Genomic DNA, 14,264 nt, shown 5'->3' on the forward strand with positions numbered 1-14,264 from the left:
ATTAAAATTTATAATTTTTTATGATCATAGAAGTTCCATTCATAATTTTAGGAATAGGAAGTCCCATTAATTGTAAAATAGTAGGAGCTACATCTGATAATTTTCCTTCCTCTTTTAGAAAAAAATTTTGTTTTTTTATATCTTGATCTAAAAGAATAAAAGGAACTGGAGATGTAGTATGAGCTGTATGAGGAGTTCCATCTAAATTGATCATACAGTCTGCATTTCCATGATCTCCTACTATAATAACTGTATATGAATTCCTTATAGCTTCTTCAGAGCAATCTTTTACACATTTATCAACAAATTCACATGCTTGTATTGTTTCTTTTATTTTACCGCTATGTCCCACCATATCTGGATTTGCAAAATTTATACAAATAAAATCTGACTGTTTTCTTTTCAATTCAGGAATAATTTTTTTTACAATATTTTCTGCACTCATTTCAGGTTTTAAATCATAAGTAGAAACGTTAGGAGATTCACATAAAATTCTTGTTTCTCTATGAAAAGGTTTTTCTCTTCCTCCTGAGAAAAAAAAAGTAACATGTGGATATTTTTCTGTTTCAGCTATACGTATTTGTTGTTTTCCTTCTTTTTCTAAAATTTCCCCTAAAGTATCTGACAAATATTCTTTCTCAAAAAGAACATGAACCCCTTTATATTTAGGATTAAAACAAGTCATAGTTATATAATAAGATAAACTTAATTTTTTCATTTCTGGAAAAAAAATATTGTTTTTTGTAAAAAGTTCTGTAATTTGTCTGGAACGATCAGGACGAAAATTAAAACAAAAAACAACATCTCCATTTTCAATTCTGGAAATGGGGGACTCATTTTCATCAACAATGATTAAAGGAAATAGAAATTCATCTGTTACTCCATTATTATAAAATTCTTCTATCGAAGAAATGATATTCTTAGTCAAAATTCCTTTTGAATAAACCATGGCGTCATATGCTTTTTTAGTTCTGTCCCACTTATGATTACGGTCCATTGAATAATATCTTCCGATAACAGATGACAATTTTCCAACATATTGTTCAGTGACATTCAAAAGTTTTTTTATATAAAGAATACTTCCTGTTGTAGAAGAATCTCTTCCATCTGTAAAAACATGTATAAAAACATCTTTTATTTTTTTTCTATGAGCTATTTTAAGCAAATAAAAAAGATGATTCATATGTGAATGAACACCTCCATCAGATAATAATCCAATAAAATGAATTCTTTTTTTAGAAAAAAAAATTTCATCAAAAAAAACATTTATTTTTTTTAGAAACAAATCGTTTTTTATAGAATTATTAATTTTCTCCAAACTTTGAATAACCTTTCGTCCAGATCCTAAATTTATATGTCCCACTTCTGAATTTCCTACTTGTCCCTCAGGTAATCCAACATCACATCCTGATGCTTTTAATTTACTATAAGGAAAATTTTTAGAACAAAAATCAATAAATGGAGTAAAAGCTTGTTCTATTGCAGAAAAATAATGATTTTTATAAGAAGATAAACCCCAACCATCCAAAATTATTAATATTGATTTTTTCATTCAATTTTTATTTAAATACTAATTCTCTTAAAAAGATTTATTTTTAAATTTTTATCATGTCTATCTAAATATTCTTGAACAGTGATCTTGTCCTCTTTTATAAATTTTTGATTAAGAAGAGTATTTTCTAATATAAATTTTTTAATTTTTCCCTGAATTATATTTTTTTTTATAGAATCAGATTTATTTTTTATTTGAATTTGATCTTCAATAAGATCAATTTCTTCATCTATTAATGAATGGGGTATTTCTTTTTCATGAATAGCTATAGGATTCATAGCAGCTATATGCATTGCTATATTCTTAGCTATAGATATATTGTTTATTTTTTTAGAAAAACCAACTAATGTTGCTATTTTATTATTAGTATTATGAGTATAATTCATCACAAATGGAGAATCTATTTTTTCAAAAATTTTTAATTCTAATTTTTCTCCTACAACTCCCATGTAATTTACAATCATTTTCTGTATACTTCCGTACTCATCATACGAACTAGATAAAAAATCAGTCTTATTATTAAATAACAATGATTGTTTCGAAAGTATGGACAAAAAATTCAAAAATTCAGAACTTTTAGATAAAAAATCAGTTTCACAACTAATTCCTATGATTGTTCCACAAGAATAATTAAAATTTACAGAAGAAATAATAGCACCATCTTTCATTTTATAGGATGAACGATTCATTGCTATTTTAGCTCCTTTTTTTCGTAATACACGGATAGCTTTATTCACATTTCCTTTAGATTGAATCAATGCTTTTTTGCAATCCATAATTCCAATTCCTGTTATTTTTCTAAGTTTAGAAATTTCTTGTATGGAAATTTTCATAATTTTTTATTTACAAAATTTTTATTTTCACGTTCATTTTTATTAATAGAAATTCCATGTTGAATTGCTTTTGACACAAATTTCAAAATAATATCTATGGATTTAGAAGAATCATCATTAGAAGGAATAGGATATTGAATATCATGAGGATTCGTATTTGTATCTACCATAGCAAAAATAGGAATTCTTAGTTTTTTAGCCTCAGTTAGAGCTATTTTTTCTTTATTTGGATCTACCAAAAAAATACCACCTGGTATATGGGTCATATTTGAAATACTTCCTAAATTTTTATATAATTTTGCATATAATCTATCAATTAATAATCTCTCTTTTTTGGACAAAGTATAGAAAGTTCCGTTCTTTTTCATTTTTTCTATATTGTTCATTTTTTTTACAGATTTACGAATCGTTGTAAAATTTGTGAGCAAACCCCCTAACCATCTTTCTGTTATACAAGGCATATTGATATTTTTTGCATAAAAGGAAATTTTTTCTCTAGCTTGAGCTTTTGTTCCTACTAATAATATTTTTTTTCCGTTTTTTGCTATTTTTTTTAACTCATGACAAGCTTCCTCTAACTTTGAAATTGTTTTTGCTAAATCTATGATATGAATTCCTCCTTTTTTCATAAAAATGAAAGAACGCATGTTAGGATTCCATTTTCGTGCAATATGTCCAAAATGAACCCCAGCTTTTAATAAATCTTGAGTATTGATTTCCATACTAATTTTATTTTAACGTTTTGAAAATTGATATTTTTTTCTTGCTTTTTTCTGTCCAAATTTTTTCCTTTCTACTTCTCTAGAATCACGTGTCAACAATCCTTCAGATTTTAGTTTTTTTCTATTTTTTATATCAAACAGACAAAGTGCACGAGATATAGCAAGACGAATTGCTTCCGATTGACCATTGAATCCTCCTCCAAAAACTTTTGCATTAATATCAAATTGTCCCATTTTATTCACTATCTCTATAGGATAGAGTATTTTTGGATGAAGATATTTTGGAAAATATTGGTATAATTTTATAGAATTAATAATTATTAACCCGTTTCCTGTTCTTAAATAAATGCGTGCAAGAGATCTTTTTCTTCTTCCTATAGTATGGATCATAAATTTTTTAATTTCAATGAAATAGGTTTTTGAGCTTTATGTTTATGTTCTGATTTTGGATATACATGTAAATTTTTAAAAATCAATCGTCCTAAACGATTTTTAGGTAACATTCCTTTTACTGATTTATATATTATAGATCTTGAATCTTTATTCAATAAATTTTGAATAGAAATTATTTTTTGACCACCGGGATAACCAGTATAATGAATATATTTTTTGTCCTTCCATTTTTTTCCAGTAAGTTTAATTTTATTAGAATTAATAACGATAACATGATCTCCACAATTTATATGAGGAGAAAAAAAAGGTTTATGTTTTCCCATTATAATACAAGCAATTTTAGTGGATAATCTTCCCAAAATTTGATTTTTTGCATCTATTATTATCCAAGATTTTTCGTAAAATCTTTTTTTAACTGAAATCGTTTTAAAACTCAAGAAATTCATATTTATTTGATTTTATCAATATCAATATAAGAAATTTTAACAAATGACTTTTTGTCATAAAAAACTTTTTTTATGAAAGCTTTTTATTGTCATACTTTTTCTTCCCTTTATTTATATAGGGTTTTATTTTCATTATGGCATAATGATTGGAGTGCTATTGAATGAAATTAACATATGAAAAAACGTAATAAAATGAGTAAAATTATAGGCATAGATTTAGGAACAACAAATTCTTGTGTCGCTGTTATGGAAATTAATGATCCTGTTGTAATTCCTAATTCAGAAGGGAAAAGAACAACTCCATCTATAGTAGCCTTCGTAGAAGGAGGTGAAAGAAAAATAGGAGATCCTGCAAAAAGGCAAGCTGTTACCAATCCGCAAAAAACTATTTTTTCTATCAAAAGATTTATGGGAAGAATGTATTCAGAAGTTACTGAAGAATTGAAACATATTCCTTATAAAGTTATAAAAGGAGGAAACAATACTCCACGTGTTGATATAGAAAAAAGATTATACGCTCCCCAAGAAATATCTGCAATGATTTTACAAAAAATGAAAAAAACAGCGGAAGATTACTTGGGAGAAGAAGTTAACAGAGCCGTGATTACAGTTCCTGCTTATTTTAATGATGCACAAAGACAAGCCACTAAAGAATCTGGAGAAATAGCAGGATTAAAAGTAGAAAGAATTATAAATGAACCAACGGCAGCTGCTTTAGCTTATGGATTAGATAAAAGTAATCAGAATAAAAAAATTGTTGTATATGATTTAGGAGGCGGGACTTTTGACGTTTCTATTCTAGAATTAGGAGATGGAGTTTTTGAAGTTTTATCTACTAATGGAGATACTCACTTAGGAGGAGATGATTTTGATCAAGTTATCATTAACTATTTGTCAAATAAATTTAAGTCGAAAGAAGGATTAGATCTTAGAAAGGATCCTATGGCCTTACAACGTTTAAAAGAAGCATCTGAAAAAGCTAAAATAGAATTATCTTCTTCAAATCAAACAGAAATAAATCTTCCTTATATCACAGCAACAGAATCAGGACCTAAACATTTAGTTTTAACCTTAATTCGTTCAAAATTTGAACAATTATCAGAACCGTTAATACAAAGATCCATTAATCCTTGTTCTAAAGCATTAAAAGATGCAAGTTTAACAACGCAAGACATAGATGAGGTCATTTTGGTTGGAGGATCTACACGTATTCCAAAAGTACAAGAGGAAGTAGAAAAATTTTTTGGTAAAAAACCATCTAAAGGAGTTAATCCAGATGAAGTTGTCGCTATTGGAGCGGCTATACAAGGAGGAGTATTAACGGGAGATGTACAAAACGTATTATTATTAGATGTGACTCCTTTATCTTTAGGAATTGAAACTTTAGGAGGAGTTTTTACAAAACTTATTGAGTCTAATACAACCATTCCTACTAAAAAATCAGAAATTTTTTCTACAGCATCTGATAATCAATCAGCAGTAACTATACGAGTAGGACAAGGTGAAAGACCTATGTTCAATGATAATAAAGAAATAGGTCGTTTTGATTTAGTTGATATTCCTTCAGCACCTAGAGGAATTCCTCAAATTGAGGTTACTTTTGATATAGATGCAAATGGTATACTTAATGTTTCCGCAAAAAATAAAGGAACAGGAAAAGAACAATCAATACGTATTGAAACCTCATCAGGATTAAATCAAAATGAAATAGAAAAAATGAAAAAAGAGGCAAAAGAAAATGCTAAAAAAGATGAAAAAATCAAAAAAGAAATCGAAAAATTAAATGCAGCAGATAATCAAATTTTTCAATCTGAAAAACAATTGAAAGATTATGAAAATAAATTATCTGAAAATAATAAGAAAAATATAGAAGATTCTTTAGAAAAATTGAAACAAGCTCATTCTAAAAAAGATTTTGTTTCTATTGATAATTATATGAAAAAACTAAACGAAGCTTGGACTAATGCTTCTCAAGAAATTTATAACATAAAAAATACAAATAAAAACAATCAATCAAATAAAAAAGAAGATGAAGAAAAAAGAAATAGCAAAGGAAATGAAAATATACAAGATGTAGATTATGAAGAAGTAAAATAAATAAAAATAGATAAAGGGAGTCTTATAATGGAATTATAGAAATTTTAGTTTCACCTCCAGTAACTTTTTCTCCCTTTTTCACCAAAATTATAGAGTTTAATGGTAAAAAAACATCAACTCTAGATCCAAATTTAATAAAACCAAATTCATCTCCTTTTTTTACCATAGAATTTTTTTTCGCATAAATGATAATACGTCTGGCTAAAAAACCAGCTATTTGTCGGAATAATATTTTTTTTCCCTTATTGGTTTCAATTACTGTTGTTGTATGTTCATTATGTGATGAAGATTTAGTTATCCAAGCTATCATATATCTTCCGGGATGGTATTTTACATAAATAACTTTTCCAGAAACAGGAAATCTATTAACGTGTACATTAAAAGGAGACATAAAAATGGAAAGACATATACAATTTTTTTTCAAAAATTCATTCTCAAAAATTCTTTGTATATTCAAAATTTTTCCATCAGCAGGAGATATGATGATTTCTTTTTTATAATTTTTTTCATGAATTTCATAAAAATTTCTTTTTGGATTTCTAAAAAATAAAATGAAAAAAAAATAAAGAATGATAAAAAAAAATGAGGTAAAAACAAAAATTAATCTAGATAATAGAAAAAATGAAAAAATAACTAATATTAATATTATTACTAATGTATATCCTAAAAAAGGAATTCCTTCTCTATGAATCATGATTGTAAAAATTATGTATCATAATTTTATTCAAAAAATATAAACAAAACTAGCTATTACAGTAGCTATAATAGGAATTACAAAAATAAAACTATCTAATCTATCTAAAAATCCACCATGACCAGGAAAAAAAATTCCAGAATTTTTTACGCTACAAGATCTTTTAATGGTAGACTCTACAAGATCACCAATCGTAGAAAAAATGGGAACAATAATAGATAAAATGAACCAATATTTTTCTTTCCATATTTTGGATAAAAAAAAACCCAATATTAGAGAAAAAAATAAACCCCCAATAACACCTTCTATTGATTTTTTTGGAGATATAGATATAGCTATTTTTCTTTTTCCCCATTTTTTTCCTATTAAATAGGATAAAGAATCATTTGTCCATATTAAAATAAATACACCTAAAATTAATTGTTTTCCATGATGAATTATAGCATATATATAAGATGCTAAGTAAAATGGCATAATAATATATACCAATCCAAAAATTAGATGACTTATTTGTACTATTTTTTCTTTGGGAGAATTTTTTGAATAAAATAATTGAAAAGCAAGAAAAATTATGGAATAAGGAATAAAACAAATTACATATAATATTAAACCCTTTTCTTTTTTGATAAAAACATCCATAAGAATAGAAAATAAAAAAAATAAAGAAGAAACTTTAATTAAAGTTGTGTTCGTCTTTAATATCAATAAAAATTCAAATAAACAAAAAAAAGACAACATCATCATTACTATTCTAAAAGTTTTTTCGCCTTTTTCAATAGAAAAAAGAATTAAAATAATATAAATTAACCCGGTAAAAATCCTGATTAAAAAGTCTAAGTTTTTTTTGTTTTCCATATATATACATACTACTTATCCAATAAATAAAACACTCAATAAAAATATGTATTACTGACAGTTAACATATCACCAATATCATCAGGATAAGGTCTTTCTCCAAAAATTGTTTTCAAATCTTCTCTAAAGATAACTTCTTTTTCTAATAATTTATTAGCCAACATAGATAATTTTTTTTCATTGTTTTTCAATATATTTTTAGCTCTTTGATATTGTTCTTTTATAATTTTAGATATTTCTTCATCTATAATTTGAGCCGTTTTTTCACTATAAGGTTTTGAAAAAGAAAATTCATTTTGTCCTGTTGAATCATAGTAAGAAATATTTCCAATCTTTTCATTCAATCCAAAAATAGCCACCATAGACTGAGCTTGTTTAGTAACTCTTTCTAAATCATTTAAAGCTCCAGTAGATATGCTACTAAAAATAATTTCTTCTGCCGATCTTCCTGCTAATAATGCACATATTTCATCTTTCATTTGTTCTGGAGTCGTTAATTGTCTTTCTTCTGGAAGATACCAAGCTGATCCTAAAGATCTTCCTCTTGGAACTATAGTGACTTTTACTAAAGGAGCCGCATGTTCTAGTAACCAACTTATTGTAGCATGTCCCGCCTCATGATAAGCAATTCGTTTTTTTTCATTGGGTTTTATAATTTTGTTCTTTTTTTCTAACCCCCCAATAATACGATCTATTGCATCAAGAAAATCTTGATTTTCTATTTTAGATCTATTTTTTCTTGCTGCTATCAGAGCTGATTCATTACAAACATTGGCTATATCCGCTCCACTAAATCCTGGAGTTTGTCTTGATAAAAAATCGATATCTACGTTATCAGATAATACTAATCTTTTAAGATGTACACAAAATATTTCTTTTCTTTCATTTAATTCAGGTGGATCTACTAATATAGTACGATCAAAACGACCAGGACGAAGTAAAGCTTTATCTAAAATATCGGATCTATTGGTAGCAGCTAACACAATTACATTGGTATGAGTACCAAATCCATCCATTTCTGTCAAAAGTTGATTTAAAGTGTTTTCTCTTTCATCATTTGATCCAGCTATATTACTTTTTCCACGAGCTCTTCCTATAGCATCTATTTCATCAATGAATATGATACATGGAGATTTTTCCTTAGCTTTTTCAAATAAATCTCTCACTCTAGAAGCCCCTACTCCTACAAACATTTCCACAAAATCTGACCCTGATAAAGAAAAAAATGGAACCTTTGCTTCTCCAGCTACTGCCTTTGCTAATAAAGTTTTTCCTGTACCTGGTTGTCCTATCAATAAAGCTCCTTTAGGTATTTTTCCTCCAAGTTTAGTGTATTTTTGAGGACTTTTTAAAAATTCCACTATTTCTTGAACTTCTTCTTTGGCTCCTTCTAAACCAGCTACGTCTTTAAACGTTATTTTTACATTATCATTTTCATCAAATAATTTAGCTTTGGATTTTCCTATATTAAATATTTGACCTCCAGGACCACCGCTAGTAGATCCTATTCTTTTAAATAAAAAAATCCAAAAAACGATTAATAATATAAAAAATATTCCATAATCAAAAAAAAATTTTGTAATAGTATATTCTTGTTGATTTTTAAAATCAATAAGAGTATTTAGATTGTATTTTTTTTTATATTCTTCAAATTTTTTTTGAAAAAATTGCAAATCTCCTATTTCAAATTCATATTGTAATGGTTGTTGTGTTATAAATTTTCTTTCATTATTTTTAATAATGTTTTGAGTAGGATTCTTAAATGATAAAAATTCTTTTTTTAAATAAACATATACTATTTCTCTATGTTTTACTATAATTTTCTGTACTTCGCCTTTAGACAAAATATCAAAAAAAGTATCCTGATCTATTTTTCTGGGATTAGAAAATGAAGACTTGAAAAAAAATATCCCCAAAAATATGGCAAAAATAACTGCATATACCCAAAAAAAGTTGTTTTTACTTTTTATTTTTTTATCTATCATATAAGTTTCTTCATTACTTAATAATTTTAACTAAATAAAAACCTTAGTTTTTTTATTATGAATTTTGATTCCAAAGATTTTCTATATCATAATAGAATCTTAATTGTTTTTGAAAAATATGAACAACAATAGAAACGTAATCAACCAAAATCCATTCTCTATTTTTTAATCCTTCTACATGCCAAGGTTTTTTCTGTAATTTATCTATTGTTATTTTTTCTATAGATTGAGAAATAGCATATACTTGATTATGAGAAATTCCATTACAAATAACAAAATAATCACAAATAAAATTTTCTCGATTTTTTAGATTTATAATAGATATATCTTTTCCTTTAACTATTTGAATTCCTTCTATGATTTTTTTTAATAGCAAAACAAAAATTATTTTTCATATTCGTTAAATGAATCCGACAGGATTTTTTTATATTAATTTTATTTCAAAAAACAAAAATAAGGTTTTCGTTTTAAAGAAATTAAATTTTTTAATATAAAACATTTTGAAAAAATTTATTTGGCCTATAAATCTAATTGTATTAAAAAAAATTCATTCTACAAATCAATATGCTAAAAAATATATTTATGATAATAAATATAATTGGATAGTCATTTGGACAATGAATCAAACCAAAGGAATAGGAATGAATAAAAACTTATGGCATACAGAAAAAAGAAAAAACTTAACTTTTAGCATTGTTTTTAAACCTATTAAAACTTTATATGTAAAAAAAATATACATTATAAATCTTGTTATAAGCAATGCAATACATAAAACTTTATCGAAATCTTATAATCAAAACAATAAAGAAAAAATTTGGATAAAATGGCCCAATGATATCATTATTAATAATAAAAAAATAGGTGGTATTTTAATAGAAACTAGTATTTTTTCAAAAAAAATTCATACCATTATCGTTGGAATAGGGTTAAATGTTTATCAAGAACAATTCCAAAAAAAATGGAATGCTTCTTCTTTAAAAAAAATTTTCAATCTAAATTTGGATTTAGATTCTTTATTCTATAAAATTATAGATTCCTTTCAAAAAGAATATCTTTTTTTTACAATTTATGGAGAAAAAATCATACGAAATTATTATATCAATCATCTATATTTAAAAGATAAAACTTCTATTTTTTATGTTTATAAAACCAATCATTATATTTCTGGAACAATACGATCTATAACAGATCAAGGATTTTTAGTGATAGAATCCAATAAAAAATTCTATTTTTTCTATCATAAAGAAATAGAATTTTTTATTCCTTAGTAGAATTTTTATCTCTTTTATTTGTTATTTTTTTGATTATATTATTCCAATAATTACGTTTTATTTCTTTTTTTTCTTGAATTTTTATGAGGATCTTTTTTTCATTCAACATAAATTCTTTAATAAAAAAGAAAAATCCAATGTTAATGATGTTAGATGTAAAATAATATAAAGATAAAGCAGATGCGTAACTATTTATAAATAATAACATTACAATAGGCATTAAATATAATAAAAAATTCATATCAGGAATAGAAGAATCATTCTCATTTTTGGAAACATTCTTTTTTCCATTATTGCTAAGTTTTGTATAAACTAATAACGCTAAAGAATACAGTAAAGTAAGTAAACTTACGTGATTTCCATAAAAAGGAATAAAAAAAGGTAATTTGAATATTGAGTCATATGAAGTAAGATCTTCTACCCATAAAAAAGATTTTCCTCTCAAATTAATTATAGTAGGAAAAAATTTAAATAAAGAATAAAAAATAGGAATCTGAAATAATGTAGAAATACATCCAGACATTGGATTAATTCCAACATTATGATATAACTCCATTATAGCTCTTTGTTTTTTAAAAACATCTTTTCTATATTTATGATTTAATTTTTCAATCTCTGGACGAATTGATTTCATTATAGCACTTAATTTATATTGTTTATAAGTAATTGGATATAATATAAGTTTCACAACTATGGTCATCAAAATAATAATAACACCATAATTTAAATTTGTTTTTTCCAAAAATTGAAAAACTATTAAAAAAAAATATTTATTGATCCACTTGAGAAAACCCCAACCAAATGGAATAATATTTTCGAACCCATTTTGATATTTTTTTAATATTTTCAAATCTAAAGGACCAAAATAAAAACGAAAAGAAATATCCTCATTTTTTACCGGATCTATAAATGTTTTCAATTGAATTTTTTTTAGGAAAAATCCTGAAGAAAAATTTTCAGATTGAACAAAAACACTTTTTAATATTTTTTCTGGAATGAGTATAAAAGAAAAAAACTGTTGTTTATGAGAAATCCATTTCACTCCATATATATTTTTATTTTCCGTTTTTTTTTCAGATAAATATTTGACAGAATCAAAATGATTCATATTTTCATTATCAGAAGAAGCAGAATAACATACTTGAGTATAAGTATTTTCCCAATCTCTATCCTTTTCTAGAGATAACATTTTATGTTCTAAATTTAAATAAGAAACCAATCCTTTCTTTTTAAAAAAAGAAAAGTTTCTGGTTCGAATAGAAAAGCCAATATCATACTGATTTTTTTCTCCTATTGTATATACATAATCTAAAAATCCTCTTCCATAAGGATTTTTAGCTCTCATAGTAAGAGTTTTAATTCCAGATTTTTGATTTTTTTCTAAAAAAATAGGTTGAAAATATAAAGTATTTGTATCAATATTTAATCCTTTTTGATTTAAAAAAGATAATTTGTATAAAAAACTAGAATTTTTAATTAAATAAAGATTTTTAGCATGATATGATAATAAAGAATCATATGCCTTATATTTCTTCAAAAGAACATCATGAATTCCTCCTCCCAAACTAGAGATTTTAAGTTTCAATACGTTGTTTTCTAATAAAAAAAAATAATTTTTTTTTCTTTGATCCGTAATAGAAAATTCTTGATGATTTGAATCAAGTTTCTTAGAATTATTATATTTATTGGTATTAGTATGATTATTGTTATTAAAATAAGTAAAAATTATTAAAACAGATAATATAAGAATCAATCCTATTATGGAACTATAATCTAAATTTTTATCCTTCATATATAAGAAGAATTCTGATAAACTATAGATATCTGTACAAAATTAGTAAATAAAGGATGTGGATGAGTGACTGTACTTTGATATTCTGGATGATATTGAACTCCCAAGAAAAAAATATGATCTTCTAATTCTAATGCTTCTACTAAACCTGTTTCTGGATTTACTCCAACTACTTTCATTCCAGCATTAGAAAATGATTCTAAATAACTATTATTAAATTCATATCTATGACGATGTCTTTCAAAAATTTCTTTTTTTTTTCCATAAATAGAATATATTTTAGATCCTTTAACAAGAGTACATCTCCAATTTCCTAAACGCATTGTTCCTCCTGTATGAGTCCGTCTTTTTTGTTTTTCCATTAAACTTATTACTGGATGAGATGTTTTTGGATTTGTTTCAGAACTTTCTGCTTCTTTTAATCCTAATACATTTCTAGCAAATTCTATTACGGCTATTTGCATCCCCAAACATATCCCAAAAAATGGAATTTTATTTTCTCTTGCATATTTTGCTGCAAGTATTTTTCCTTCTATTCCTCTATTTCCAAATCCTGGAGCTACTAAAATTCCTGAAATTCCTTTAAAATATGTTTTTATATTTTTTTCTTTGATCATTTCTGAATAAATCCATTTTATATTAACATAAGTTTCATTTTCCGTTCCTGCATGAATTAAAGCTTCAGTAATTGATTTATAAGAATCATGTAATGAAACATATTTTCCAACCAATGCAATTTTGGTTTCAAATTTTGGATTTTTATATTTTTTAATAAAAATTTTCCATTTTTTCAAATCTGGAATAGTGTGAGTAGATAAATTCAAATGATTCAGTACTACTTCATCAAAATTTTGTAAATGTAATAAATAAGGTATTTCATATATAATTTTAGTATCTATTGATTCAATAACATGTTTTGGTTTCACGTTACAAAATAAGGCTAATTTATTTCTAATATTATCGGATATATGTTTTTCTGTTCTGCATACTATGATGTCTGCTTGTATTCCGTTTTCCATTAAATTTCGAACAGAATGTTGTGTTGGTTTTGTTTTTATTTCTCCAGTAACCGTGATATAAGGAAGCAATGTCAAATGAATGACCAATCCATTAAATTTTCCTAATTCCCATTTTAACTGACGTACTGATTCAATATAAGGTAAACTTTCTATATCTCCTACAGTTCCTCCTATTTCAGTAATAATAATATCATAATCTTTTTCAGTGGATCCAATAATCTTGATCCGTCTTTTAATTTCATTAGTAATATGAGGAATAACTTGAACGGTTTTTCCTAAATAGTTTCCTTTTCTTTCATTATCTATCACTGTTTTATATATTAATCCAGATGTTACATTATTTTCTTTTCTTGTGGATTGATTTAAAAATCGTTCATAATGACCTAAATCTAAATCTGTTTCTGCTCCATCTTTTGTTACAAAACATTCACCATGTTCATAAGGATTTAAAGTTCCTGGATCTATATTAAAATAAGGATCTAATTTTAATAAAGAGACCTTATATCCTCTAGCTTTTAATAACATTCCCAACGAAGCCGAAACAATTCCTTTTCCCAAAGAAGAAGTTACTCCTCCTGTAACGAAAATATATTTTGTCTTCATTA

General features: G+C 25.4%; 13 protein-coding genes. 2 read left to right on the plus strand and 11 right to left on the minus strand.

Features of this window, described 5'->3' with window-relative positions:
- Position 1 precedes the first annotated feature (1 nt).
- Genes gpmI through rplM form a run of 5 tightly spaced genes read right to left on the minus strand, consistent with a single transcriptional unit; the run spans position 2 to position 3,946 of the window.
- Positions 2-1,552: a 2,3-bisphosphoglycerate-independent phosphoglycerate mutase gene (gene gpmI, locus H0H57_RS02020; RefSeq protein WP_185863639.1), complete on the minus strand. Its 1,551-nt coding sequence runs from the start codon at positions 1,550-1,552 to the stop codon at positions 2-4.
- Positions 1,553-1,563: 11 nt separating this feature from the next.
- Positions 1,564-2,385, minus strand: a complete 822-nt coding sequence (gene tsf / locus H0H57_RS02025) for a translation elongation factor Ts (RefSeq protein ID WP_185863640.1) — start codon at positions 2,383-2,385, stop codon at positions 1,564-1,566.
- Positions 2,382-3,107 (minus strand): 30S ribosomal protein S2, encoded by a 726-nt coding sequence (gene rpsB / locus H0H57_RS02030; protein WP_185863641.1) that lies wholly within the window; start codon positions 3,105-3,107, stop codon positions 2,382-2,384. Before rpsB ends, tsf begins: the two co-directional genes overlap by 4 nt.
- Positions 3,108-3,119: 12 nt before the next feature.
- Positions 3,120-3,497 carry a 30S ribosomal protein S9 gene (rpsI, locus tag H0H57_RS02035; RefSeq protein ID WP_185863642.1) on the minus strand — a complete coding sequence of 126 codons (378 nt, stop codon included), beginning with the start codon at positions 3,495-3,497 and terminating at the stop codon, positions 3,120-3,122.
- A complete protein-coding gene (gene rplM, locus H0H57_RS02040) occupies positions 3,494-3,946 on the minus strand; it encodes a 50S ribosomal protein L13 (protein WP_185863643.1) in 453 nt (150 codons plus the stop codon). The genes rpsI and rplM overlap by 4 nt, the downstream gene beginning before the upstream one ends.
- Before the next feature lie 192 nt (positions 3,947-4,138).
- Here rplM and dnaK point away from each other — a divergent pair, with 192 nt between their 5' ends.
- A complete protein-coding gene (gene dnaK / locus H0H57_RS02045; protein WP_185863644.1) occupies positions 4,139-6,043 on the plus strand; it encodes a molecular chaperone DnaK in 1,905 nt (634 codons plus the stop codon).
- Positions 6,044-6,065: 22 nt separating this feature from the next.
- Here the strand turns inward: dnaK and H0H57_RS02050 are convergent, their stop codons facing one another.
- From H0H57_RS02050 to rsfS, 4 genes are read right to left on the minus strand one after another with little or no spacing between them, the layout of a single operon-like run.
- Positions 6,066-6,737, minus strand: coding sequence for a phosphatidylserine decarboxylase family protein (locus H0H57_RS02050; protein ID WP_185863645.1), 672 nt, complete (start codon positions 6,735-6,737; stop codon positions 6,066-6,068).
- 30 nt (positions 6,738-6,767) lie between these two features.
- Positions 6,768-7,592, minus strand: coding sequence for a phosphatidate cytidylyltransferase (locus tag H0H57_RS02055; protein ID WP_185863646.1), 825 nt, complete (start codon positions 7,590-7,592; stop codon positions 6,768-6,770).
- Positions 7,593-7,627: 35 nt separating this feature from the next.
- On the minus strand, positions 7,628-9,577 hold the full coding sequence (gene ftsH, locus H0H57_RS02060) for an ATP-dependent zinc metalloprotease FtsH (RefSeq protein WP_185863647.1): 1,950 nt from the start codon (positions 9,575-9,577) through the stop codon (positions 7,628-7,630).
- A 55-nt stretch (positions 9,578-9,632) separates the two neighbouring features.
- Entirely contained in the window at positions 9,633-9,953 is a 321-nt protein-coding gene (rsfS, locus tag H0H57_RS02065; RefSeq protein WP_185863648.1) for a ribosome silencing factor, read from the minus strand.
- 124 nt (positions 9,954-10,077) lie between these two features.
- Between rsfS and H0H57_RS02070 the strand changes: the two genes are divergently transcribed.
- Complete coding sequence (locus H0H57_RS02070) at positions 10,078-10,845, plus strand: biotin--[acetyl-CoA-carboxylase] ligase (RefSeq protein ID WP_185863649.1); 768 nt, start codon at positions 10,078-10,080, stop codon at positions 10,843-10,845.
- On the opposite strand, the gene yidC is transcribed toward H0H57_RS02070, so the two are convergent.
- Both yidC and H0H57_RS02080 read right to left on the minus strand, forming a co-directional pair.
- Positions 10,835-12,640, minus strand: a complete 1,806-nt coding sequence (yidC, locus tag H0H57_RS02075; protein WP_185863650.1) for a membrane protein insertase YidC — start codon at positions 12,638-12,640, stop codon at positions 10,835-10,837. The two genes, H0H57_RS02070 and yidC, sit on opposite strands and share 11 nt — an antisense overlap.
- A complete protein-coding gene (locus tag H0H57_RS02080) occupies positions 12,637-14,262 on the minus strand; it encodes a CTP synthase (protein ID WP_185863651.1) in 1,626 nt (541 codons plus the stop codon). Before H0H57_RS02080 ends, yidC begins: the two co-directional genes overlap by 4 nt.
- Between the last annotated feature and the right edge of the window lie 2 nt (positions 14,263-14,264).

The organism is Blattabacterium cuenoti, from assembly GCF_014251755.1.
GTDB lineage: Bacteria > Bacteroidota > Bacteroidia > Flavobacteriales > Blattabacteriaceae > Blattabacterium > Blattabacterium cuenoti_AN.